General features: G+C 60.6%; 20 protein-coding genes. 11 read left to right on the top strand and 9 right to left on the bottom strand.

Annotation, left to right across the window (positions count from 1 at the left end):
• Positions 1 to 125 precede the first annotated feature (125 nt).
• Both lpxH and M5G18_RS06125 read right to left on the bottom strand, forming a co-directional pair.
• Positions 126 to 872: a UDP-2,3-diacylglucosamine diphosphatase gene (lpxH, locus tag M5G18_RS06130; protein WP_273899036.1), complete on the bottom strand. Its 747-nt coding sequence runs from the start codon at positions 870 to 872 to the stop codon at positions 126 to 128.
• Positions 869 to 1,375, bottom strand: coding sequence for a peptidylprolyl isomerase (locus M5G18_RS06125; protein ID WP_273899038.1), 507 nt, complete (start codon positions 1,373 to 1,375; stop codon positions 869 to 871). Before M5G18_RS06125 ends, lpxH begins: the two co-directional genes overlap by 4 nt.
• A 249-nt stretch (positions 1,376 to 1,624) precedes the next feature.
• Between M5G18_RS06125 and M5G18_RS06120 the strand changes: the two genes are divergently transcribed.
• From M5G18_RS06120 to M5G18_RS06110, 3 genes are all read left to right on the top strand, one after another.
• Complete coding sequence (locus M5G18_RS06120) at positions 1,625 to 3,325, top strand: glutamine--tRNA ligase/YqeY domain fusion protein (RefSeq protein WP_262196245.1); 1,701 nt, start codon at positions 1,625 to 1,627, stop codon at positions 3,323 to 3,325.
• A gap of 20 nt (positions 3,326 to 3,345) precedes the next feature.
• Entirely contained in the window at positions 3,346 to 4,728 is a 1,383-nt protein-coding gene (gene cysS, locus M5G18_RS06115; protein WP_085690018.1) for a cysteine--tRNA ligase, read from the top strand.
• Between the two features lie 343 nt (positions 4,729 to 5,071).
• Complete coding sequence (locus tag M5G18_RS06110; RefSeq protein WP_273899042.1) at positions 5,072 to 6,289, top strand: MFS transporter; 1,218 nt, start codon at positions 5,072 to 5,074, stop codon at positions 6,287 to 6,289.
• 173 nt (positions 6,290 to 6,462) lie between these two features.
• Here M5G18_RS06110 and M5G18_RS06105 read toward each other — a convergent pair whose 3' ends face one another.
• Positions 6,463 to 8,313, bottom strand: coding sequence for a sigma-54-dependent Fis family transcriptional regulator (locus M5G18_RS06105; RefSeq protein WP_273899044.1), 1,851 nt, complete (start codon positions 8,311 to 8,313; stop codon positions 6,463 to 6,465).
• Positions 8,314 to 8,583: 270 nt separating this feature from the next.
• Between M5G18_RS06105 and M5G18_RS06100 the strand changes: the two genes are divergently transcribed.
• Genes M5G18_RS06100 through M5G18_RS06075 form a run of 6 tightly spaced genes read left to right on the top strand, consistent with a single transcriptional unit; the run spans position 8,584 to position 14,536 of the window.
• Positions 8,584 to 9,678, top strand: coding sequence for an ABC transporter ATP-binding protein (locus tag M5G18_RS06100; protein WP_273899046.1), 1,095 nt, complete (start codon positions 8,584 to 8,586; stop codon positions 9,676 to 9,678).
• Complete coding sequence (locus M5G18_RS06095; protein WP_085699085.1) at positions 9,678 to 10,790, top strand: ABC transporter ATP-binding protein; 1,113 nt, start codon at positions 9,678 to 9,680, stop codon at positions 10,788 to 10,790. Before M5G18_RS06100 ends, M5G18_RS06095 begins: the two co-directional genes overlap by 1 nt.
• Positions 10,787 to 11,653, top strand: coding sequence for a carbohydrate ABC transporter permease (locus tag M5G18_RS06090; protein WP_007951487.1), 867 nt, complete (start codon positions 10,787 to 10,789; stop codon positions 11,651 to 11,653). Before M5G18_RS06095 ends, M5G18_RS06090 begins: the two co-directional genes overlap by 4 nt.
• 9 nt (positions 11,654 to 11,662) lie before the next feature.
• On the top strand, positions 11,663 to 12,463 hold the full coding sequence (locus M5G18_RS06085; protein ID WP_064380730.1) for a carbohydrate ABC transporter permease: 801 nt from the start codon (positions 11,663 to 11,665) through the stop codon (positions 12,461 to 12,463).
• Positions 12,464 to 12,473: 10 nt separating this feature from the next.
• Entirely contained in the window at positions 12,474 to 12,746 is a 273-nt protein-coding gene (locus tag M5G18_RS06080; RefSeq protein WP_039767461.1) for a DUF2160 domain-containing protein, read from the top strand.
• 47 nt (positions 12,747 to 12,793) lie between these two features.
• A complete protein-coding gene (locus M5G18_RS06075; protein WP_007951484.1) occupies positions 12,794 to 14,536 on the top strand; it encodes an ABC transporter substrate-binding protein in 1,743 nt (580 codons plus the stop codon).
• Between the two features lie 43 nt (positions 14,537 to 14,579).
• Here M5G18_RS06075 and M5G18_RS06070 read toward each other — a convergent pair whose 3' ends face one another.
• From M5G18_RS06070 to M5G18_RS06045, 6 genes are all read right to left on the bottom strand, one after another.
• On the bottom strand, positions 14,580 to 15,458 hold the full coding sequence (locus M5G18_RS06070) for an alpha/beta fold hydrolase (protein WP_273899052.1): 879 nt from the start codon (positions 15,456 to 15,458) through the stop codon (positions 14,580 to 14,582).
• A complete protein-coding gene (locus tag M5G18_RS06065) occupies positions 15,455 to 16,405 on the bottom strand; it encodes a class I SAM-dependent methyltransferase (protein WP_273899054.1) in 951 nt (316 codons plus the stop codon). The genes M5G18_RS06070 and M5G18_RS06065 overlap by 4 nt, the downstream gene beginning before the upstream one ends.
• Positions 16,402 to 17,625 carry a YcaO-like family protein gene (locus M5G18_RS06060; protein ID WP_273899055.1) on the bottom strand — a complete coding sequence of 408 codons (1,224 nt, stop codon included), beginning with the start codon at positions 17,623 to 17,625 and terminating at the stop codon, positions 16,402 to 16,404. Before M5G18_RS06060 ends, M5G18_RS06065 begins: the two co-directional genes overlap by 4 nt.
• 50 nt (positions 17,626 to 17,675) lie before the next feature.
• On the bottom strand, positions 17,676 to 17,804 hold the full coding sequence (locus M5G18_RS06055) for a hypothetical protein (protein WP_007951477.1): 129 nt from the start codon (positions 17,802 to 17,804) through the stop codon (positions 17,676 to 17,678).
• A 373-nt stretch (positions 17,805 to 18,177) separates the two neighbouring features.
• Complete coding sequence (locus tag M5G18_RS06050; protein WP_273899056.1) at positions 18,178 to 19,587, bottom strand: heavy metal sensor histidine kinase; 1,410 nt, start codon at positions 19,585 to 19,587, stop codon at positions 18,178 to 18,180.
• A complete protein-coding gene (locus M5G18_RS06045; RefSeq protein ID WP_007951475.1) occupies positions 19,584 to 20,258 on the bottom strand; it encodes a heavy metal response regulator transcription factor in 675 nt (224 codons plus the stop codon). Before M5G18_RS06045 ends, M5G18_RS06050 begins: the two co-directional genes overlap by 4 nt.
• Before the next feature lie 408 nt (positions 20,259 to 20,666).
• Here M5G18_RS06045 and M5G18_RS06040 point away from each other — a divergent pair, with 408 nt between their 5' ends.
• Together M5G18_RS06040 and M5G18_RS06035 are read left to right on the top strand one after the other, a co-directional pair.
• A complete protein-coding gene (locus M5G18_RS06040; RefSeq protein WP_273899057.1) occupies positions 20,667 to 21,914 on the top strand; it encodes a TolC family protein in 1,248 nt (415 codons plus the stop codon).
• Positions 21,915 to 21,963: 49 nt separating this feature from the next.
• Positions 21,964 to 23,157 (top strand): efflux RND transporter periplasmic adaptor subunit, encoded by a 1,194-nt coding sequence (locus M5G18_RS06035; protein WP_273899058.1) that lies wholly within the window; start codon positions 21,964 to 21,966, stop codon positions 23,155 to 23,157.
• Positions 23,158 to 23,170: the final 13 nt, after the last annotated feature.

Raw genomic sequence — 23,170 nt, 5'->3', positions numbered from 1 at the left:
TTGAACTCAGGGCTTGAAGAGTCTGGCTTGCGAGCTCGAGTCAAACTCAGGTTTTGAACAGCATGAAGATCGGCTCCCTTTCCCCCTCGCCCCCTTGGGGAGAGGGCTGGGGTGAGGGGTGGATCTCAGCCGTTAGACAATGCCAGAGGTGGTAAGAAGTCAAACGGCGCCAGCGCAAACCCATTCTCATCCACCTGCAACGCCCAACCCTGACGATCCCAATCCCCCAGCACAATCCGCTTCGCCGCCTGATCGCCGATCTGCAACTTGTGGATCGCCGGGCGATGGGTGTGCCCGTGAATCAGGGTTTTCACCCCGTATTCCTGCATGATCCGCGGAATTTCCTCCGGCGTGACATCGACGATGTCATTGGCCTTCATCCGCGTCTGCGCCCGGCTTTCGCTGCGCAACTTGCGCGCCAGTTTGTGGCGGGTGCGCAAGGGCAGGTTGCGCAGGATGAACAGACTGATCGGGTTGCGCAGGTAACGGCGCAGCTTCATATAGGCTTCGTCGCGGGTGCACAGGCTGTCGCCATGCATCAGCAGCACCGGTTCGCCGTAAAACTGCACGACACTCGGGTCCTTCAACAGCGTGCAGCCGGCCTGCTTGCAGAAGGCCTTGCCGAGCATGAAGTCGCGATTGCCGTGCATCAGAAAAATGGCCGTGCCGCTGTCGCTGAGTTCGCGCAGGGCCTGGCAGATGGAACGCTGGAAGGGGGTCATGGCGTCGTCGCCAATCCACGCCTCGAAAAAGTCGCCCAGAATGTACAACGCACTCGCCGAGCGGGCGCGTCCGGCGAGCAAATCCAGAAACGCCCGGGTGATGTCCGGGCGCTCCTCTTCCAGATGCAAGTCTGAAATCAGCAGTATCACGCTTCGATGATCTCGGCTTTCTCGATGATCACGTCGTCTGCTGGTACGTCCTGGTGGCCTGCCTTGGACGTGGTGGAAACGCCTTCGATCTTGTCGACAACGTCGGTGCCCGAAACCACTTTACCGAACACGGCATAACCCCAGCCCTGAGCGGTCTTGGAGGTGTGGTTGAGGAAGCTGTTGTCGGTGGCGTTGATGAAGAACTGAGCCGAGGCCGAATGCGGATCCATGGTGCGAGCCATGGCCAGGGTGTATTTCTCGTTCTTCAGGCCGTTGTCGGCTTCGTTCTGGATGCTCGGGCTCTTGTCTTTCTTTTCTTTCATGCCTGGCTCGAAACCGCCGCCCTGGATCATGAAGCCTTTGATGACGCGGTGAAACACGACGTTCTCGTAGTGACCCTTTTTCACGTATTCGATGAAGTTTGCCGCGGTGATCGGGGCTTTTTCAGCGTTCAGTTCGATGACGATGTCACCGAAGTTGGTGGTCAGTTTTACTTGAGTCATGATCGCTACTCTTTATAAGGAATTCGTGGGCATTGGAGCATTTCGCCCCTTGCCGGTTCAGCCCGTGAGGGCCAAGGTGCGCAGTTTAGCGTGACAGGCGCGAATTTCGAGGCTGTTTTTCAAAACCCGGTGATTAAATGCATTCCTTTTAAGCCCTGCTCTGTCAGGGGCTTGACAGCATCGGCTATGATAGCGGCTTTGTTTTGTCAGGCCCGTGTCCCGGCCGCGCACTGTACGTTCAAGGATCCTATGAGCAAGCCCACTGTCGACCCTACCTCGAATTCCAAGACCGGCCCCGTTACGCCGGTCAATTTCCTGCGCCCGATCATCCAGGCGGACCTGGACTCGGGTAAGCACACGCAGATCGTCACCCGTTTCCCGCCTGAGCCCAACGGCTACCTGCACATCGGCCACGCCAAGTCGATCTGTGTGAACTTCGGCCTGGCCCAGGAGTTCGGCGGCGTCACTCACCTGCGTTTCGACGACACCAACCCGGCCAAGGAAGACCAGGAATACATCGACGCGATCGAAAGCGACGTCAAATGGCTGGGCTTCGAATGGTCCGGCGAAGTGCGCTATGCCTCGCAATATTTCGACCAGTTGCACGACTGGGCCGTCGAGCTGATCAAGGCCGGCAAGGCCTACGTCGACGACCTGACCCCTGAGCAAGCCAAGGAATACCGTGGCAGCCTGACCGAGCCTGGCAAGAACAGCCCGTTCCGCGACCGTTCGGTGGAAGAGAACCTGGACTGGTTCGCCCGCATGCGCGCCGGCGAGTTCCCGGACGGTGCCCGCGTATTGCGCGCCAAGATCGACATGGCCTCGCCGAACATGAACCTGCGCGACCCGATCATGTACCGCATCCGCCACGCCCATCACCATCAGACCGGTGACAAGTGGTGCATCTACCCGAACTACGACTTCACCCACGGTCAGTCGGACGCCATCGAAGGCATCACCCACTCGATCTGCACCCTGGAGTTCGAAAGCCATCGTCCGCTGTACGAGTGGTTCCTCGACGCACTGCCAGTACCGGCGCACCCGCGTCAGTACGAGTTCAGCCGTCTGAACCTCAACTACACCATCACCAGCAAGCGCAAGCTCAAGCAACTGGTTGACGAGAAACACGTCAACGGCTGGGACGATCCGCGCATGTCGACGCTGTCGGGCTTCCGCCGCCGTGGCTACACCCCGGCGTCGATCCGCAACTTCTGCGACATGATCGGCACCAACCGTTCCGACGGCGTGGTCGACTTCGGCATGCTCGAATTCAGCATCCGTCAGGACCTCGACGCGAACGCCCCGCGCGCCATGTGCGTGCTGCGTCCGTTGAAAGTCGTGATCACCAACTACCCGGAAGACCAGGTCGACAACCTCGAACTGCCGCGTCATCCGCAGAAAGAAGAACTCGGCGTGCGCAAGTTGCCATTCGCCCGTGAAATCTACATCGACCGCGATGACTTCATGGAAGAGCCGCCAAAAGGCTACAAGCGCCTGGAGCCGAACGGCGAAGTGCGTCTGCGCGGCAGCTACGTGATCCGTGCCGACGAAGCGATCAAGGACGCCGACGGCAACATCGTCGAGCTGCGTTGCTCGTACGATCCGGACACCCTGGGCAAGAACCCTGAAGGCCGCAAGGTCAAGGGCGTGATCCACTGGGTGCCGGCCGCTGCCAGCATCGAGTGCGAAGTGCGTCTGTACGATCGCCTGTTCCGTTCTCCGAACCCGGAGAAGGCCGAAGACAGCGCGAGTTTCCTGGACAACATCAACCCTGACTCACTGCAAGTGCTGACCGGTTGTCGTGCCGAGCCTTCGCTGGGCAATGCACAGCCGGAAGACCGTTTCCAGTTCGAGCGCGAAGGCTACTTCGTCGCGGATATCAAGGACTCGAAACCAGGCCAGCCGGTATTCAACCGTACCGTGACCCTGCGCGATTCGTGGGGCCAGTGATCAAGTCTTAAGGAAACACCGTGCTTACGATCTACAACACGCTCACCAAGAGCAAAGAAGTCTTCAAGCCGCTGGATGGCAACAAGGTGCGCATGTACGTCTGCGGGATGACCGTGTACGACTACTGCCACCTGGGCCACGGCCGCAGCATGGTCGCGTTCGACCTGGTGACCCGCTGGTTGCGGTTCAGCGGTTATGACCTGACCTACGTGCGCAACATCACCGACATCGACGACAAGATCATCAACCGGGCCAACGAGAACGGCGAGTCGTTCGAAGCGTTGACCGAGCGCATGATCGCGGCGATGCACGAAGACGAAGCGCGCCTGAACATCAAGAAGCCGGACATGGAGCCGCGCGCCACGGATCACATTCCTGGCATGCACGCGATGATCCAGACCCTGATCGACAAGGGTTACGCCTACGCCCCGGGCAATGGCGACGTGTACTACCGCGTCGGCAAGTTCATGGGCTACGGCAAGCTCTCGCGCAAGAAGATCGAAGACCTGCGCATCGGTGCGCGGATCGAGGTCGACGAAGCCAAGGAAGATCCGCTGGACTTCGTGCTCTGGAAAGGCGTCAAGCCGGGCGAGCCGAGCTGGGAATCGCCGTGGGGCGCCGGGCGTCCGGGCTGGCACATCGAGTGCTCGGTGATGTCCACCTGCTGCCTGGGTGAGACCTTCGATATTCATGGCGGCGGCAGCGACCTCGAGTTCCCGCACCATGAAAACGAAATCGCCCAGAGCGAAGCGGCCACCGGCAAGACCTACGCCAACGCGTGGATGCATTGCGGCATGATCCGTATCAATGGCGAGAAGATGTCCAAGTCCTTGAACAACTTCTTCACCATTCGCGACGTGCTCGACAAGTACCACCCGGAAGTCGTGCGTTACCTGCTGGTGTCGAGCCACTACCGCAGCGCGATCAACTATTCGGAAGACAACCTCAAGGACGCCAAGGGCGCACTGGAGCGTTTCTACCACGCGTTGAAAGGCCTGCCGAACGTGGCGCCGGCTGGTGGCGAAGCGTTCGTCGAGCGTTTCACCACGGTGATGAACGACGACTTCGGCACCCCTGAAGCCTGCGCGGTGCTGTTCGAGATGGTGCGTGAGATCAACCGTCTGCGCGAGAGCGATCTCGATGCGGCGGCCGGTCTGGCAGCGCGCCTGAAAGAACTGGCCAGCGTGCTGGGTGTGTTGCAGCTCGAAGCCGATGATTTCCTGCAGGCTGGCGCCGAAGGGCGTGTCGATGCAGCCGAAGTCGAGGCGCTGATCGCTGCGCGTCTGGCGGCTCGTGCCGGCAAGGACTGGGCCGAATCCGACCGCATCCGCGACCAGCTCACCGCCATGGGCGTGGTGCTGGAAGACGGCAAGGGCGGCACGACCTGGCGTCTGGCTGACTGATTGCTGCGCCTGTTACAAACAAAACCCGCCTTGTGCGGGTTTTTGTTTTTCTGCTGGCTGGGAGATTTGTGCCGTTCCGAGATTACGCCCTCACCCTAACCCTCTCCCCCAGGAGAGGGGACTGATTGAGGGATGCACGGGAGTTTCGCTGACCTGAAATGCGTGCTGTGAATCCATAATCGACTCGGTCTTTCAGGTCGATGGATAGCGTCAGACATCTCGGTCGACTCCCTCTCCCTCCGGGAGAGGGCTGGGGTGAGGGGTTGCTTTTGACGTTCGCGTAGGTCCTGATGTCGCACGCAGCAGGAAGCTCATCAGCGGCGAATCCAACAACGGAGACATCATGGCAAACCACTATCGCGAACTCCTGACAACCCCCGGCGCAACCGGGTTGGTGCTCGCGAGCTCCATCGCCCGGCTGCCCCAGGCAATGATCGGCATCGGCATCATCACCATGCTGGTGCAGCAGACCAGCGTTTACTGGCTGGCCGGCGCAGTCGCCGGCACGTTTACCCTGGCCAACGCGCTGCTCGGCCCGCGCATCTCGAAACAGGTTGATCAGCATGGCCAGAGCCGCGTGCTGCCCATCGTCACGGTTTTCAGCATCGTCATGTTGCTGGCGCTGATTGTGGCCGTGCACCTGAGGGCGCCCGCCGCGTTGTTTTTTGTGCTGGCGGCACTGGCGGGAACGATGCCGAGCATGCCGTCAATGATCCGCGCACGCTGGACGCAGCTATTTCGTGGCAAACCGCAGCTGCACACCGCGTTCTCGCTGGACACGGTCCTCACCGAACTGGCTTACATCGTCGGCCCCCCACTGGCGATCGGTTTGAGCGTGAGTTTCTTTGCGGAAGCCGGGCCGCTGGTGGCGGTAGGGCTGCTGGCCGTCGGCGTGACGGCGTTTCTCATGCAGCGTCAGACCGAACCGAAAGTGGTGGCGGGCAACCGGAAAAACAGCGGTTCAACCCTGCTGATTCCCGGCGTTCGCACCATTGTCCTCGCGCTGCTGGCGATGGGGGCCATTGGCGGGTCGATCGATGTCGCCGTTGTGGCCTTCGCCAATGCGCAAGGCTGGCCATCGGCTGCCACCTTCATCCTCGCCGCCTATGCATTCGGCTCGCTGGTGGCAGGCTTGACCTTCGGCGCGTTGCGGGTTTCGCTGGCGATTGAAAAACAGTTCTTTATCGGAATATTGGTCACGGCAGTCACCGGCGTATTGCCGGTGTTCTCACCGGACGTTTATGTCCTGTCCGCGATGTTGTTTATCGCCGGCATCTCGTTTGCGCCGACCATGGTGGTGGTCATGAAGCTGGGGACGATCATCATCCCGGCGGCGAGAATGACCGAAGGGCTGACGTGGATGACCACCGGGATCAGCATCGGCGTGGCGCTCGGCGGCATGCTGGCGGGGCTGGTGATTGATGCTTACGGCGCGCGGGCAGGGTTCGGCGTTGCGATAGCCGCAGGTCTGATGATGATGGTTGTGGTGCTGATGGGGCTGCGGACGTTGGCGGCCGCATCGGCTGCGCCTGTTGAGCAAGCCTTTTCACCCTCACCCTAGCCCTCTCCCCCAGGAGAGGGTAGCGATTGGGGGATGTTCGAGAGGTACACCGACTTGAACGATTTGCGCCGAATCCATAATCGACTGGTTTTTCAGGTCGATCTAAAACGCAAGACACCTCGGTTGGCTTCCACTCCCGCAGGAGAGGGCTGGGGTGAGGGGCAGGGGTTTACTCAACCTTCAAGTTGTCGCAACCGCTTGTAGAGGGTATTGCGGCTCACCCCCAACCGTCGCGCCAGATGGGAAATGTTGCCCCCGGCCAACTGCAACTCCCGGTTCAACGCCTCGGCATCGTTCAAGTCGATGCCCAGCGGCTCGGCCACTTCCACTGGCTCCATTTCCAGATCGACAAAAAAGTCGTCCGGCAAATGCTCGGGCCGAATCGGTTGTTCCTCGGCCATCGCCAGCGCCACCTGCATCACGCTGCTGACCTGACGCAGATTGCCCGGCCACGGGTGCCGTTCAAACAAGTCCAGCACCTCGCGACTCAATCCTGCCCACTGCGACGGCTCGCGATGTTGCTCCCACAACCGTTTGAACAGCGCCTGCTTGTCACTGCGCTCGCGAAGCGGTGGCAGTTCGAGGGTCAAGCCGCCGATGCGGTAGTACAAGTCCTCGCGAAAACGCCCCAGTTGCACCTGTTCCCTGAGCGAACGGTTGGTGGCGGAGATGATCCGCAGATCCACCGGAAACAGCTCGCTGCTGCCCACCGGTTGCACGCAGCGCTCCTGCAACACGCGCAACAGGCGAGCCTGAGTCGGCAGCGGCATGTCGCCGATTTCATCGAGGAACAGCGTGCCCTTGTCGGCCTTGCGGATCAGCCCGATGCTGCCTTTCTGGTTGGCGCCGGTGAACGCGCCTTTCTCGTAGCCGAACAGCTCGGACTCCACCAGTTCGGCGGGGATCGCCGCGCAGTTGACGGCGATGAACGCCTGTTTGCTGCGAGAGCTGGCCTGATGCAGAGCCTTGACGAAGACTTCCTTGCCGACCCCGGTTTCCCCGTGAATCAGCAGCGGAATGTCCTTTTCCAGCAGGCGTTCGGCCTGGCGCACGGCTTTTTCCACGCGACTGTCGCCGAAGTGCAATGTGCTCAGACTGATGGCCGTCGGTACGGCGACTTTCGGTTCAGCGGTTCTGGTTTCAGCAAAGACCCGCGCCTGTATAGGCGCCTGTTTAGGCCGTTTCAACAAACACTGGAAACGATTGCGCCCGGAGGTCTGCAAGGCAAACGGCAAACCGTCAGGCTGATTGATCAACTCCAGCACCGACACCTTGAACAGGCTTTCAACGCTGACCCGCGACAACCGCACGCCCAACAGATTGTCGGCCCGACGGTTGGCCGACAGCACCTGACCGCTCTCATCAAAGATCAACAGCCCGGCCCACTGGCTGTCGAGGTTGTTCAGCCCGGTGTTGAAGGTCAGTTGAAAGTGCTGGCCATGGAACAGGTTGAGGATCAGCCGGTTCTCCACGGTCTGGCTCATCATCTTGACCATGCCGAGGGTGTGCGATGGCGGCAGATAGCTGTCGCTGGACACATCGAGCACGGCGATGACCTTGCGCTCGGCATCGAAAATCGGCGCGGCGGAACCGGTCATGAAGCGGTTGGCCTTGAGAAAGTGTTCATCGTGTTCAATGTGCACCGCCTGCTCGCAGGCCAGCGCCGTGCCGATGGCGTTGGTGCCGCTGGCGCGCTCGACCCAACTGGCGCCGGCCTGAAAACCGCGCGCCAGGTTCGGCTCGATAAAGCGCTGGGTGCCCCAGGACGTCAGCACCTGGCCCTGATTGTCGGCCAGCATGATCAGGCAGTTGGAGTTGCTCAGGATGTTCTCGTAATACGGCAGCACTTCCTGGTGGGTGGTCTGCACCAGCGAATGATGGCGGTCAAGCAACTGCGCGATGCCGGCGGCGGGCAACTGATCGAAGGCCGGGGCGCTTTGGTGATTGAGACCGAAGGCACGGCAACGGGACCAGGAGTCCTGGACGATGGCGTCGTGGGAAAGCGGCGGGGCAGGTGCGGCCATGATTGGCAGTCTCTGAAGGGTGCTTTGTTGTTTTTGTTATGGCTCGTTCGACGAGCAAAAAGCATCCATAGAGTGTTGTTCACTATTGTTCATTGTCAATCGCCCGACTGTTCAATTGTTCAGTCGCGACTGTTCACTTGTGTTCAGCTACGAACCACGGTTTGCGTGGCTTTCAGCGAATTCGACGGCAAATCAACAGCTTGCCGTTTCTGGCACGAATGTCGCTCTACAGGACAGGTCGCTTGACTCCAATAATAAAAAGGCCGAGCCATGTCACTCACCCTGGAGCACGTCAGCCGCACCGTCGAGGGCCAGACCTGGATCGACGATGCGAGCCTGAAATTCGAACCTGGATCCTTCAACGTTTTGCTCGGGCGCACGCTGTCCGGCAAGACCAGTCTGATGCGCCTGATGGCCGGTCTGGACAAGCCCGACAGCGGCCGCATACTGATGAACGGCGTCGACGTCACCCAGCGCCCGGTGCGTCTGCGCAACGTGTCGATGGTCTATCAGCAGTTCATCAATTACCCGACCATGACGGTGTTCGAGAACATCGCCTCGCCGCTGCGCCAGGCCGGGATCTCCAACGAGCAGATCCAGAGCAAGGTGCAGGAAACCGCGAAGATGCTGCGCATCGAGAAGTTTCTGAAGCGCTATCCGCTGGAACTGTCCGGCGGCCAGCAACAGCGCACGGCCATGGCCCGGGCGCTGGTCAAGGATGCCGAGCTGATCCTGTTCGACGAGCCGCTGGTCAATCTCGACTACAAACTGCGCGAAGAACTGCGCCAGGAAATGCGCGAGCTGTTCAAGGCCCGCCACACCATCGCCATCTACGCCACCACCGAACCCAACGAAGCGCTGGCGCTGAGCGGCACCACGACCATTCTGCACGAGGGTCGGGTGATCCAGAGCGGCCCGTCGACCGAGGTCTATCACCAGCCGCAAACGGTGCTGGCCGCCGAATTGTTTTCCGAGCCGCCGATCAACCTGATGCCGGGGCGCATCGCCGGCAACGAAGTGAGTTTCGCCAACTTCGTGCACTTCCCGTTGAATGTCGATCTGCGGCCGGTGGGCGAGGGCGAGTTCCGTTTTGGCGTGCGTCCGAGCCACATCTCGCTGGTGCCGAGCAACGACGACGACCTGGAACTGGCGGTGACCGTCGAGGTGGCGGAAATCAGCGGTTCGGAAACCTTCCTCCACGTGCGCAACGAGCATTTCCTGCTGGTGCTGCACTTGCCGGGGGTTCACGAATACGACGTCGATGCGCCGATCCGCATCTATATCCCGACCCATAAACTGTTTGTGTTCGATGCGCAGGGCCGTCTGGTGCAGGCACCGGGCCGGCGCGTCGCGAGGGTTGCCTGATGGCCGAAATCCGTTTGCAGCACCTCGCCCACAGCTACAGCAAAACCCCGAGCGGGCCCGAGGATTACGCGATCCGCGAGATGGACCACATCTGGGAGCAGGGCGGCGCCTATGCCTTGCTCGGCCCTTCGGGTTGCGGAAAATCGACGTTGCTCAACATCATTTCCGGTCTGCTCAGCCCGTCCCAGGGTCATGTGCTGTTCGACGGCAAAGCGGTCAACGACCTGACCCCGGAGAAGCGCAACATCGCTCAGGTGTTCCAGTTCCCGGTGGTCTACGACACCATGACCGTGTTCGACAACCTGGCCTTTCCCCTGCGCAATCAGGGCCTGGCCGAGGCGAAAGTGCACAGCAAGGTGCAGGAAATCGCCGAAGTCCTCGACCTGCAAAACCTGTTGAGTAAAAAGGCGCGCAACCTCACCGCCGACGAAAAACAGAAAGTCTCCATGGGCCGTGGCCTGGTGCGCGATGACGTGTCGGCGATCCTGTTCGACGAGCCGCTGACGGTGATCGACCCGCACCTGAAATGGAAACTGCGGCGCAAGCTCAAGCAGATCCACGAGCAGTTCAACATCACCATGGTCTACGTCACCCACGATCAGCTGGAGGCCTCGACCTTCGCCGACAAGATCGCGGTGATGTACGGCGGCCAGATCGTCCAGTTCGGCACCCCACGGGAATTGTTCGAGCGGCCGAGCCACACTTTTGTCGGCTACTTCATCGGCAGTCCGGGGATGAACCTGATCGAAGTGCAGCCGCAACCGGGCGGTGTCGGCTTCAACTCGACCCACCTGCCGCTGTCCGACGCCTTGCAGCGCCATATCGAGCACGGTCAGTGGAAAAATCTGAAGGTCGGCATCCGCCCCGAGTTCATCCATGTGTGGGACGAGCCGTTCGATGACGCGATGCAGGCACGGGTCGTACACGTCGAGGACCTCGGCACCTACAAGATCATGACTCTGGATCTGGACGGCGCGCCGCTGAAAGTGCGTCTGGCCGAGGACAAACCGGTGCCGCAGGGCACGGCCTACATCAGTTTTCCGGCGCAGTGGCTGATGGTCTATGCCGACGAATTTCTGCTGGATGCCACCGACAGCGAGGTACAGCCATGAACAAGGTGCAGAACAACAAGGCCTGGTGGTTGGTGTTGCCGGTGTTCCTGCTGGTGGCATTCAGTGCGGTGATCCCGATGATGACCGTGGTCAACTATTCGGTGCAGGACATCTTCGACCAGTCCAGCCGCTACTTCGTCGGTGCCGACTGGTACAAGCAGGTGCTGCTCGATCCGCGTTTGCATGATTCGTTGTTGCGTCAGTTCATCTACTCGGCGTGTGTGCTGCTGATCGAAATCCCCCTCGGCATCGCCATCGCGCTGACCATGCCGACCAAGGGTCGCTGGTCGTCGGTGGTGCTGATCGTGCTAGCGATTCCGCTGCTGATTCCATGGAACGTGGTCGGCACCATCTGGCAGATTTTCGGCCGCGCCGACATCGGCCTGCTGGGTTCGAGCCTCAACGCCATGGGCATCAGTTACAACTACGCGGCCAACACCATGGACGCCTGGGTCACCGTGCTGGTGATGGACGTCTGGCACTGGACTTCGCTGGTGGCGCTGTTGTGTTTCTCCGGGTTGCGGGCGATTCCCGATGTGTATTACCAGGCCGCGCGCATTGACCGGGCCTCGGCCTGGGCCGTGTTCCGCCACATTCAGTTGCCCAAGTTGAAGAGCGTGCTGTTGATCGCGGTGATGCTGCGCTTCATGGACAGCTTCATGATTTACACCGAGCCGTTCGTGCTCACCGGCGGCGGGCCGGGTAACTCGACGACCTTCCTGAGTCAGACCCTGACCCAGATGGCCGTAGGCCAATTCGACCTGGGGCCGGCGGCGGCATTCTCGCTGGTTTACTTCCTGATCATCCTGCTGGTGTCCTGGCTGTTCTACACCGCCATGACCCACAACGATGCCAACCGCTGAGGCCCGGCCATGAGCAAAAGAAAGCTGATTCCCCTGCTGCTCTACATCCTGTTCCTGCTGGTGCCGATCTACTGGCTGCTGAACATGTCGTTCAAGAGCAACACCGAAATCCTCGGCGGACTGACTCTTTTCCCACAGGATTTCACGCTGGCGAACTACAAGGTGATCTTCACCGACCCGAGTTGGTACACCGGGTATATCAACTCGCTGTACTACGTCAGTCTGAACACGGTGATTTCCCTGAGCGTGGCGCTGCCGGCGGCCTACGCGTTTTCGCGCTACCGCTTTCTTGGTGACAAGCACCTGTTCTTCTGGCTGCTGACCAACCGCATGGCGCCACCGGCGGTGTTCCTGCTGCCGTTCTTCCAGCTGTATTCGTCGATCGGTCTGTTCGACACCCACATCGCCGTGGCACTGGCGCACTGCCTGTTCAACGTGCCGCTGGCGGTGTGGATTCTCGAAGGTTTCATGTCCGGGGTGCCGAAGGAAATCGACGAAACCGCCTACATCGACGGCTACAGCTTTCCCAAGTTCTTCGTGAAGATCTTCATTCCGCTGATCGGCTCCGGCATCGGTGTGACGGCGTTTTTCTGCTTCATGTTTTCCTGGGTCGAACTGCTGCTGGCGCGCACGCTGACCTCGGTGAACGCCAAACCGATCGCGGCGGTGATGACGCGCACGGTGTCGGCATCCGGCATTGACTGGGGCGTACTGGCGGCGGCGGGGGTGTTGACTATTCTCCCCGGCATGTTGGTGATCTGGTTCGTTCGCAACCACGTGGCCAAGGGCTTTGCCCTGGGCCGGGTCTGAGGAACTGATGATGGAATGGATGAGCTGGACCGTCCCGACGGCGGCGTTTTTCATCGTGATCGGGTTGATCCTGGTGGGCATGACCACCTGGGAATTGCGCTCGCCGAGCATCTTGCGGCGAGGGTTTCTGCCGATTGCCACCACCCGTGGCGATCGCTTGTTCATCGGTCTTCTCGGCAGCGCCTACCTGCATCTGCTGGTAATCGGCGTGACCGACTGGAGCATCTGGGTAGCGTCCGCGTTGTCCCTGGTGTGGCTGTTGGCTGTGATGCGTTGGGGCTAGTCGAATCGCTCGGCAATCTTGCTCCGAAAACCTAACAGGAGGTCTCTATGTTCGATAAGAAAAATAAGCTGCGACATAGCATTTCATTGGCAGCCATGCTGGCACTCAGCGGTTTGAGCGCGTCCGCCTGGGCCGACGCCTACGAAGATGCCGCAAAAAAATGGATCGGCAGCGAGTTCAAGCCGTCGACCCTGACGGCCGAGCAGCAACTGGAAGAACTGAAGTGGTTCATCAAGGCGGCCGAGCCGTTTCGCGGGATGGACATCAAGGTCGTCTCGGAAACCCTGACCACCCACGAATATGAATCCAAAGTGCTGGCCAAGGCCTTCAGTGAAATCACCGGCATCAAGCTGACCCACGACCTGCTGCAGGAAGGCGACGTCGTGGAAAAAATGCAGACCGTGATGCAGTCGGACAAGAACATCTACGACGGCTGGGTCAACGACTCGGACCTGATCGGTACGCACTTTCGCTACGGCAAGACCGAATCGATCACCGACCTGATGGCGAACGAAGGCAAGAACTTCACTTCGCCGACCCTCGACATCAAGGACTTCATCGGCATCTCCTTCACCACCGCGCCGGACGGCAAGATCTATCAATTGCCCGACCAGCAGTTCGCCAACCTGTACTGGTTTCGCGCCGACTGGTTCGAACGCGCCGACCTGAAAGCCAAGTTCAAGGAAAAGTACGGCTATGAACTGGGCGTGCCGGTGAACTGGTCGGCCTATGAAGACATCGCCAAATTCTTCAGCGAAGACGTCAAGGAAATCGACGGCAAGCGCATTTACGGGCACATGGACTACGGCAAGAAAGACCCGTCGCTGGGCTGGCGCTTCACCGATGCCTGGTTCTCCATGGCCGGTGGCGGCGACAAGGGCATTCCCAACGGCTTGCCGGTGGACGAGTGGGGGATTCGCGTCGAGGATTGCCACCCGGTCGGTTCCAGTGTGACCCGCGGCGGCGACACCAACGGCCCGGCGGCGGTATTCGCCACCACCAAATACGTCGACTGGCTGAAGAAGTACGCGCCACCGGAAGCGGCGGGCATGACCTTCTCCGAATCCGGCCCGGTACCATCCCAGGGCAACATCGCCCAGCAGATCTTCTGGTACACGGCCTTCACCGCCGACATGACCAAACCGGGTCTGCCGGTCGTCAACGCCGACGGCACGCCGAAATGGCGCATGGCACCGTCGCCGCGCGGGCCGTACTGGGAAGAGGGCATGAAGCTGGGTTATCAGGACGTGGGTTCCTGGACCTTCATGAAATCCACGCCTGAGAAACAGAAACTCGCGGCCTGGCTGTACGCGCAGTTCGTGACCTCGAAAACCGTGTCGCTGAAGAAAACCATCGTCGGCCTGACGCCGATTCGCGAGTCGGACATCAACTCGCAAGCGATGACCGATCTGGCGCCGAAACTCGGTGGTCTGGTCGAGTTCTACCGCAGCCCGGCCCGTGTGCAATGGACGCCGACCGGCACCAACGTGCCGGACTATCCACGTCTGGCGCAACTGTGGTGGAGCCACATCGCCGAAGCCGCCAGCGGCGAGAAGACCCCGCAACAGGCCCTCGACGGTCTGGCCAAGGATCAGGACGCGATCATGACCCGCCTGGAACGCTCCAAGGCCCAAGCGGTGTGCGCACCGAAAATGAACCCCGAGCGCGACGCGCAATACTGGTTCGACCAGCCGGGCGCACCAAAACCGAAATTGGCCAACGAGAAACCGAAAGGCGAAACCGTGAGCTACAACGAACTGCTCAAGTCGTGGGAGGCGGCACGCAAGTAAGCGCTTTTGCGGGACGGGACGGCACCTTCGGGTGCCGTTTTTTTTAGCCCTCGATTTCACGTTTCACCGCCCGACGCACCGCTTTGAGGAGGGCGTTTTCAAAGGCGTTGTGCCCGGCGTGCAGCAGCCGGCAGTGGATGTTCATGCGTTGCCTGAGCCAGCGCACGCTGGCCATGCCATGGGTGTCGCGGATGCCCTGGATCAGCAGGGTGTTGTCGTCGAGGGTCAGGTTTTCATCCTTTGGCGTGAAGCAGTAGTTCTGCAGGTGGTAATGCAGTTCCAGACGGATCGCGAGCACCGCTTCCTGATCGACGAAACGCTCCAGTGTGTCGGGGCAGATCGTCTGCCCTGTGCGACGTAGAACAGCGTTCAACCATTCGATGGCGGCGCGGTGTTGTTCCAATGGGCAGCCTTCGCCGAGGATCCGGTAGATGTCCTTCGCGCGATGGCCTGACGACGTTTGAGGCGATTGTGCCAGCCCGTCATTGAGCGCCTGATCGTAGGCCCGGACATTGTCGGCAAACGGCACGAATACCGAGACCAACGTGGTTTTCAGCAGGTGCTGCGGGTAACGCTGCTGGTACTGAATCGCCAGCCAGCTACCCCATGACACGCCCAGCACGCCGATTTTTTCGAAGCCGAAATGCTGGCGCAGGGCATCGATGTCTTCGACACACAGCCCGGTAGTGTTATCCCGCAGTTCGCCGTAGGGCGTCGAGCGCCCGCAACCCCGTTGATCAAACAGGATGATGTCGAACTGGCCTGGGTCGAAGAACTGCAGATGGTGGCGGCTGATACGTCCGCCGGGACCACCATGGAGAAAAAACACAGGTTCGTGTCCCGGAGCACCATGGCGTTCCCAATAGAGTTGATGGCCGTCGCCGGTAGGGTAATAACCTCGGCTGTGCAGGGAAAAACTCATGGCGCCGAAACCGTCAGACGATAGAACTGGAACAGCTCGACCTGCCCAGGCCGCGCCGCGACGCTGGATTCAAGTTTCAGGTTGTGGATGGAGGCGAGCCAGGTGACCGGGATCAGCACCGGCGTGTGACCAAAGACGAGGATCGTGCCACCGGGTTTTACGCAGCGGATCAGCGATTCGAATGCGGCCTGGGCCTCACGGCGGGTCAAGACTTCGGCGTTGAGGAAACGCAGGATCAAGACATCGCAGCGAATCCCGGCATCGGAAGCCTCACTCGCCTCCAGCACGTCGAACTCGACGGATGTCCCGCTGTGGCAGCGCCTGGCATGTTCGATCATCGAGGCCGAACGGTCACTGCCCAGGCACAGACAGTCGGGCAGGGCGCGGGCGAGGTGGGCGATGAACGCGCCGGTCGAACAGGCCGGGTCGTAAATCAGCGCGCCTTTTTCAGTGATGGCCTGGAGCAGCCCGGCGCAGTATTCGCGCAAATGCTGCTCGTCAGTGTTCAGCTGTTCGGCCAGTGATTCATTGCATTGCCAGAAGTCTGCCGGGCAGACCGTTTCCCGGCCCGTCTCATCCAGCAGTGGAAAGGGAAACAGGATCTCGCTGTCAGCCTGATGCAAGGCGTGCTCGAAGAACTGCGCTTTGTCCGCGGGGGAGGCTGTTCGATAGCCGATCGACAACCCGTCATCACCCCACAATGAGTGGAGATGCGGGCCAAACAACATGCCGGGTTTGAGCGCGCTGCCGGCCTGCCACCGGAAATGCTGGTCACGCTGCAGGAGCTTGCGGCCGACCCAGAGCTCATCGTTCACCCGCAGGAAAAAAACGTGATGCAGTCCGCTGCCTCGCGGTTCGAGGTAGTGGCCAACAGCGCCGTTCTCGTTGAGGTAAAGGCGCATGGTTCGGGCCAATGTCAGTTCCCGGGTGCGATCGAGTCGGTTCATGGGGCTGGCCTCTCCAAAGTACGGCCCCGGGCTTGCGGGATGACGACATTGCCGCTGGAAACCACGAAGAAGCGTTCCAGTCCGGGGATCACCACATTGAGCAGGGTCGTGCCGAGCCCGGTTCGCTGCAGGACGGCAGCACCGAGAGTACGGCCATGAATCCGCAGGTCTTGAGTCAGCAGGTGCAGTTGATTGTCCACCGACAGGTCTTTACCGGAACCCGCCAGTCTCACCTCGTGTTGAACGCAGCGATGCAGCAGCGTCTGCGGATCGAACTGCGCACAGCGCAGCAGGCGCGGGAAGGGCTGCAGGTTGCGCAGCGCATTGTTAAGCGTCTGTCGGTATTCGGGTTCGGCGGCGCTGAGCTGCAATTGCACCAGTTCAGTGAGCGCCCGCCACGCTGCGTGGCGCGGGTCGAGGGAGCTGCCACTGCCGAATACCTGTGGATGAGGCCCCGGCTTCGTCGTGAACGCCAGAAAGGTCCGGGTCATGAACTCGGTGCTGATATCCACCAGCACGATTTCGCCATCGATTTCCTGTTCGGTATCGGCCCACAGACGACCGAGTTCGTCGCTTTCAGTGAGACGCGCCACCCGTCGCAGTGGTGGATGATTCTCGTAGTAAAAATGGTTGAGCAGAAACAACGACACGGCGTCGCGCTCGATGCATTCGTTGGCGGCGTGCAGCATCGCTTCGTTGTAAGTGGCGCCTATCGCGGTGCCGCTGTTGCTGGCGTAGCGCTGCACGGCGCGGTAGTCCGCCATGCCCGGTGACGAGGGCGAACGTGAGCCGTTCGGCGAAGTCAGCGCCACCGAATAGGAAAACCGGTCATGCCACGGCGGACAGACATAGGTCCGGCAGGTGATGCGCACGTTTTGCTGGCAGGTCAGCCTGTGCAGAAGCGAGTCATCGGCAAACATCGGCGTGTCTTTGAAATAGTCTTCCGTTTCGTGGTGAACATCGTAGGTACAGAGCTCATCCGTCCAGTAGTGCTCGAGCGCTTCATAGAGCGCGCCCAGCCGTGCCTGATCCGCATAGCCCTTGCCGGAGCCACGGGCATGACGGTTGTCGCCGCCATGAAGACTCGCCTGAACGGCAACCACTTTGCTGCCGAGGGTGCGGGTGTGCGGTGTGAGGCCCAGGCGTGAAAGTTCGGTGTGAATACGCCGTTCTGCCTGATCGGCCGTGAGCTCACGCTCGGCCAACGTTGTCTTGTCCATGATTCCCTTCCTGGAAAGCCCGCGAGGGCGCAAGGCCCCCGCGGGTTCTGTCACTCGGCGTTGAGTTCCGCCTGTTCTTCCTCGGTCAGTTGCAGCGCTTCGATCTGCTCTGGCGAGGGGGCTTCCTGCTCTTCCAGTTCATCGATAGGGTTTGCGTTCAAGCTGCCCATGTAGCCCATGATGTTGCTCCTTGGTTGTTGTTTGGGAGTGCTGTTGCAAGCACGGGCCGAATCTAGAAGGGCGGTGAGGGCGGGGTCAAAAATGTCCAGACGTTTCCAGGCGCGGGTTTCAGCGGTGTCGAAATACGTACTGATAAAACGTGAATTGACGCCGGGCGGACGTGTTTCTGGGGGGGCAGCACTGCGTAGCAACGGGCGAACCAAGCGAAAGGAATCAGCGGTTTGAGGCGTTCTGTCTGTTGTCGTTGTCAGACGTTTCAGCGCGGGGAAGACGCAAATTCGTACTGAAGGATTTACGGGGAAGGATGCAGCACTTGTGCGGTGATTTTTCCTATGAGGTTTGAGAAAACACCGCACAAATCGGCTTGAAGGTTTAGTGCCGTACCCGGTGCATGACAGGAAACACCAGACTGAATACCGTCATCGCCCCCGGACGGCTTTGAACCTGCGCGCTGCCCTGATGCAAGGTCATGATCGAATGCACGATGGCCAGCCCCAGACCGGTACTGCCCTGTGAACGGGTGCGGCTGCTGTCGACCCGGTAAAAACGGTCGAACAGATACGGCAGGTGCTGCGCTTCGATGCCTGTGCCGGGATTGCTCACCCGCAACGACACCTCGTTCGGCGCCTGTTCGATGAACAGCGAAACGGTCTTGCCGGACGGGCAGTGGCGCAGGGCATTGGACAGCAGATTGGAAATCGCTCGCTGAATCATCAGCCGGTCGCCCGACACCTGAGCGCTACCGATGACCTTCAGATCGATCTGTTTGTCTTGCGCCGTCAGAGAAAACAGATCCGCCACCTTGGACGCCTCTTGCTCCAGCGCAATCGGCTCGAACGAGGCGTGCGCCGCAGGCTGGCTGGCCTGGGCCAGGAACAGCATGTCCGAGACAATCCGCGCGACGCGCTCCAGCTCTTCGGTGCAGGACACCAGAACATTGGTGTATTCCTCGACCGAGCGCTCCCGCGACAGCGTCACCTGGGCCTTGCCCATCAGGTTGTTGATCGGCGTGCGCAGTTCGTGGGCCAGGTCATCGGAGAACTGCGACAACTGTTGCACGCCGCTGTCCAGGCGATCGAGCATGACGTTGATGCCCTGCGCCAGTTCGCTGAGTTCCTGGGGCATGTTCAGCACCGACAGGCGATGATCGAGATCCTGCGTCGTCACTCGCGCCGCCACTTTGCGAAACTCGCGCAGCGGTGCCAGCCCTCGCTGCACGGCGCCCCATGCGGTCAGGCCGATGAATACCAACAGCAACGGCAAAGCCATCAATGTCGAGCGCAAATAAGCACTGAGCAAGGCCTGATCGTGGGCGTTATCCATCGACAGCAGCACCGGTACGTTGCTGCCGTCCTTGAGGCGAATCAGCTTGGAGACGGTGAGAAACTTCGCGCCTTCGGCATCGGCGCTGTCAGTGTGGGTCAACTGATCGGTCGTCGCCCGTACCGCTTTCAGTTCAACCCGCGGATCGGTCAGGCCCGAACCGGACTTGAGCAGCGGGGTGCGCAGGTAGTTCAGGTCATAAATGGTCAGCGTCAGGTTGTCATGCCCCATGACCTGATCGAGCAGAATGTGCGGCTTGGCACTGATCTCGCCGGTGTCGAAGTACAGCGTCAGGCTGTGCTCGACCTGTTCCATCTTCTTTTCCAGACTGTCCCGGGACAACGCATTCAGCTCATGGGTCAGGGCGAAATACGCGAGGATCGCCAGGAACACCACCAGCAATGCACCCAGAATGCTGACCGTCAGACCCAGCCGCAGCGACAGGCTGGCCGGCTTCATTCCCGCGCCTCCAGCACATAGCCGACACCGCGCAGGGTGTGGATCAGTTTGCTGTCGAACGGGTCGTCGATCTTCGCTCGCAAGCGGCGGATCGAGACTTCGACCACGTTGGTGTCGCAGTCGAAATTCATGTCCCACACCAGCGAGATGATCTGGGTGCGGGTCAGCACCTCGCCGGACTGGCGCATCAGCAGGTGCAGCAGGGCGAATTCCTTGGTGGTCAGGTCGATGCGCTGGGTGCCACGAAAGGCCCGGTGACGGCCCGGATCGAGTTCCAGATCGGCGACCTTGAGCACCTGCGGCACCGGAATGTTTTCACTGCGCCGCATCAATGTGCGCACTCGCGCCAGCAACTCCGGGAACTCGAATGGCTTGACCAGATAATCATCAGCGCCCAGATCCAGACCGCGGATCTTGTCCGCCAGCCGCCCGCGTGCGGTGAGCATCATCACCCGGGTGGAGTGGGTGCGACGCAGTTGTTCCAGCACGCTCCAGCCGTCGAGTTCCGGCAGGTTCACATCGAGAATGATCAGGTCATAAACCTGTTGTTGCGCCAGGTGCAAACCATCCGCGCCATTGACCGCGTGATCCACGATATAACCACTTTCGGTCAGGCCCTGATGCAAGTATTCGGCAGCTTTAAGCTCGTCCTCGACGACAAGGATTCGCATGATGTTTCACCACTTTTAATGAATGGGTATTTAAACAAGTGAGTCTGGAAGTTGCAGTTTTTGCAGGGACTTCCTGACGGACTTTGGAACTGAGTGGCGTGCACGGTAAAGGCTGTAGTGGCTACAGAGTCAACGCCTGAGGCCTTTAAATCGGCCATCCGCGACAGCCTGTCGCAGCGAAATGGTTGGTTTTTCATGACTTCCATTTCGGCAAGTACTGTTCGGCGGATAACTAACGCGCATTTGTTTCTATCTATTGCAGCAAAGCCATTCGAACTTCGAATCCTAGATCAAAACAACTTCGATAAACCGTGGATAACGGATTTGTAATGTTCACGTCACCTTGTCGATAAGTTCAAAACCCTACCGTGGCGCCATCAACGATTCTTGATTGAAGGAAGCCTTCCATTGCCCGGTTTAATTGAACTGACGGCGCGATCACGCCTGAAAAAAACCGCCAGCGGCCTCTTGTTGCTGGCCTGTACCAGTCTTGCCAGTGCATCGACTCTGACGCTGGATCAGGCGCTGCAAACCGCGTTCGCCGGCAACCCGGATCTGGCCGCCGCACAGTGGGAAATCGGCATTGCCGAGGGCGACCGCAAGCAGGCCGGGCTGATCCCCAACCCTGAGGTGTCGTGGGAAGCCGAAGACACCCGGCGCGAATCGCGCACCACCACGGTGATGCTCAGCCAGCCAATCGAGTTGGGCGGCAAGCGTGGCGCGCGGATTGATGTGGCGAGTCGTGCGCAGGATGCCGCCGGCATCGAGCTGGAGCGCAAGCGCAACGCACTGCGCGCCGACGTGCTTCAAGCGTTCAACGGCGCACAGACCGCGCAGCAACGCTTGCAACTGGCCAGGCAGTCGCTGCAACTCGCCGAGCACGGTTTGCGTGTGGCGCAGGGGCGGATCGAGGCGGGCAAGTCGTCGCCGGTGGAAGGCACGCGGGCGCAAGTACAGCTCTCGGAAGTGCGCCTGGAATTGAGCCGCGCCGAGCGCGATCAGGCCAATGCGTACCAGCAACTGGCGCAGGTCATGGGCGCACCGTTGCCGACGTCGACCACGGTGCAGAGCCCGACTCAAAGCCTGCCCAGCGTACCGCCGCCCACCCGTTTGCTTGAGCGCCTGAACGAGACGGCGGAGCTGCGCCTGGCCAGGTTGCAGATCGACCAGCGCGAGGCGTCGCTGGAGCTGGAAAAGTCCCAGCGGATTCCCGATCTCACCGTCAGCATCGGCAGCCAGTACAGCGAAACCGAGCGCGAGCGGGTCAATATGGTGGGGCTGTCGATGCCGATTCCGCTGTTCAACCGCAATCAGGGCAACGTGCTGGCGGCGGCGCGGCGTACCGATCAGGCGCGGGACCTGCGCAACGCCACCGAACTGCGCTTGCGCACGGAAATCCAGACCACGCTGGCGCAATGGCAAACCGCCAATGGCGAAATCCAGGCGTTCGACCGGACCATCCTGCCCGCCGCGCAAAGTGCGGTCGACAGCGCCACTCGCGGTTTCGAAATGGGCAAGTTCGGCTTCCTCGACGTGCTCGACGCCCAGCGCACATTGATCGCCGCTCGCAGCCAATACATCCAGGCGGTGAGCGAGGCGACCGACGCCCGGGTCCGCATCGAACGCATCTTCGGCGACCTCAGCGCCAACCCTTGAATTTCAACTTTCTGATCACTGCGCGATGGTTTGGCGCAGAGGAGTTTCCATGGACAAAAAACTGATCGTGGTCGCTGCGGCGACCTTGGCGCTGGGCATTGGCCTCGGCTCGATGTGGAGCGGCAATGCGTCTATCGATGCGCATGCCGATGAAGCGGCGGAACACGCCGATCACGCCGAAGAAGGCGCCGCTGCTGACGGCGAGCACGCCGAAGAAGGGCACATCGAATTGACGGCCGAGCAGATCGCGGCGGCGGGGATTCATCTGGCCGCCGCCCAGGCGCAGAACTTCAACCTCGGTCTGTCATTCCCCGGCGAAGTGCGCTTCGACGAGGACCGTACCGCACACGTCGTACCGCGTGTGCCGGGCGTGGTCGAGTCGGTGTCGGTCAATCTCGGGCAGTCGGTAAAGAAAGGCCAGTTGCTGGCCGTGATCGCCAGTCAGCAGATTTCCGATCAACGCAGTGAGCAGGCAGCCGCGCAACGTCGTCTGGCTTTGGCCCGCACGACGTTCGAGCGCGAGAAGAAACTGTGGCAGGACAAGATCTCCGCCGAACAGGATTTCCTCCAGGCACGTCAGGCCCTGGAAGAAGCCGAAATCGCCGTGAGCAATGCCCGGCAAAAGATTAGCGTGCTCAGTGGTAGCGTGGTCGCCACCGGTGGCAATCGCTATGAACTGCGGGCGCCGTTCGACGGTGTGGTAGTGGAAAAACACCTGACGCCGGGCGAGGTGGTCGACGAAACCACGGCGGCGTTCACGCTCTCGGATCTGTCGCGGGTGTGGGTCACGTTCGGCGTTTCACCCAAGGATCTGAACAAGGTGCAAGTGGGTAAATCCGTCACCGTCAGCGCGGCGGAGTTGAACGCCGAAGTCAGCGGCACCGTGGCCTACGTCGGCAGCCTGCTTGGCGAACAGACCCGCACCGCGACCGTGCGCGTCACCCTGGAAAACCCGCAAGGCTCATGGCGTCCCGGCCTGTTTGTCACCGCGCTGGTCGCCACCGACAGCCGTCAGGCCAAAGTCGCCGTACCGGAAACCGCAATCCAGACCGTCGAGGACAAACCCACGGTATTCGTGCGCACCGACGACGGCTTCAAGGCGCAAGCGGTGGAGCTGGGCAGTCGCGCGGCGGGTCAGGTGGAAGTCATCGCCGGACTGGAGCCTGGCGTGCAAGTCGCGAGCGCCGGCAGCTTCGTCCTCAAATCGGAGCTGGGCAAAGCCTCGGCCGAGCACAGTCATTAATCGCGGAAGACTC

Origin of the sequence: Pseudomonas aphyarum, from assembly GCF_028657055.1 — a bacterium.
Taxonomy (GTDB): domain Bacteria; phylum Pseudomonadota; class Gammaproteobacteria; order Pseudomonadales; family Pseudomonadaceae; genus Aquipseudomonas; species Aquipseudomonas aphyarum.
This window is presented reverse-complemented; position numbering and strand designations above follow the sequence as displayed.

Excerpts from the sequence above, each read along its gene's own strand:
- M5G18_RS06125 (WP_273899038.1), bottom strand. The coding sequence starts at position 1,375 with ATGACTCAAGTAAAACTGACCACCAACTTCGGTGACATCGTCATCGAA.
- M5G18_RS06120 (WP_262196245.1), top strand. The coding sequence starts at position 1,625 with ATGAGCAAGCCCACTGTCGACCCTACCTCGAATTCCAAGACCGGCCCC.
- M5G18_RS06110 (WP_273899042.1), top strand. The coding sequence starts at position 5,072 with ATGGCAAACCACTATCGCGAACTCCTGACAACCCCCGGCGCAACCGGG.
- M5G18_RS06105 (WP_273899044.1), bottom strand. The coding sequence starts at position 8,313 with ATGGCCGCACCTGCCCCGCCGCTTTCCCACGACGCCATCGTCCAGGAC.
- M5G18_RS06100 (WP_273899046.1), top strand. The coding sequence starts at position 8,584 with ATGTCACTCACCCTGGAGCACGTCAGCCGCACCGTCGAGGGCCAGACC.
- M5G18_RS06095 (WP_085699085.1), top strand. The coding sequence starts at position 9,678 with ATGGCCGAAATCCGTTTGCAGCACCTCGCCCACAGCTACAGCAAAACC.
- M5G18_RS06090 (WP_007951487.1), top strand. The coding sequence starts at position 10,787 with ATGAACAAGGTGCAGAACAACAAGGCCTGGTGGTTGGTGTTGCCGGTG.
- M5G18_RS06085 (WP_064380730.1), top strand. The coding sequence starts at position 11,663 with ATGAGCAAAAGAAAGCTGATTCCCCTGCTGCTCTACATCCTGTTCCTG.
- M5G18_RS06080 (WP_039767461.1), top strand. The coding sequence starts at position 12,474 with ATGGAATGGATGAGCTGGACCGTCCCGACGGCGGCGTTTTTCATCGTG.
- M5G18_RS06075 (WP_007951484.1), top strand. The coding sequence starts at position 12,794 with ATGTTCGATAAGAAAAATAAGCTGCGACATAGCATTTCATTGGCAGCC.
- M5G18_RS06070 (WP_273899052.1), bottom strand. The coding sequence starts at position 15,458 with ATGAGTTTTTCCCTGCACAGCCGAGGTTATTACCCTACCGGCGACGGC.
- M5G18_RS06065 (WP_273899054.1), bottom strand. The coding sequence starts at position 16,405 with ATGAACCGACTCGATCGCACCCGGGAACTGACATTGGCCCGAACCATG.
- M5G18_RS06060 (WP_273899055.1), bottom strand. The coding sequence starts at position 17,625 with ATGGACAAGACAACGTTGGCCGAGCGTGAGCTCACGGCCGATCAGGCA.
- M5G18_RS06055 (WP_007951477.1), bottom strand. The coding sequence starts at position 17,804 with ATGGGCTACATGGGCAGCTTGAACGCAAACCCTATCGATGAACTGGAA.
- M5G18_RS06050 (WP_273899056.1), bottom strand. The coding sequence starts at position 19,587 with ATGAAGCCGGCCAGCCTGTCGCTGCGGCTGGGTCTGACGGTCAGCATT.
- M5G18_RS06045 (WP_007951475.1), bottom strand. The coding sequence starts at position 20,258 with ATGCGAATCCTTGTCGTCGAGGACGAGCTTAAAGCTGCCGAATACTTG.
- M5G18_RS06035 (WP_273899058.1), top strand. The coding sequence starts at position 21,964 with ATGGACAAAAAACTGATCGTGGTCGCTGCGGCGACCTTGGCGCTGGGC.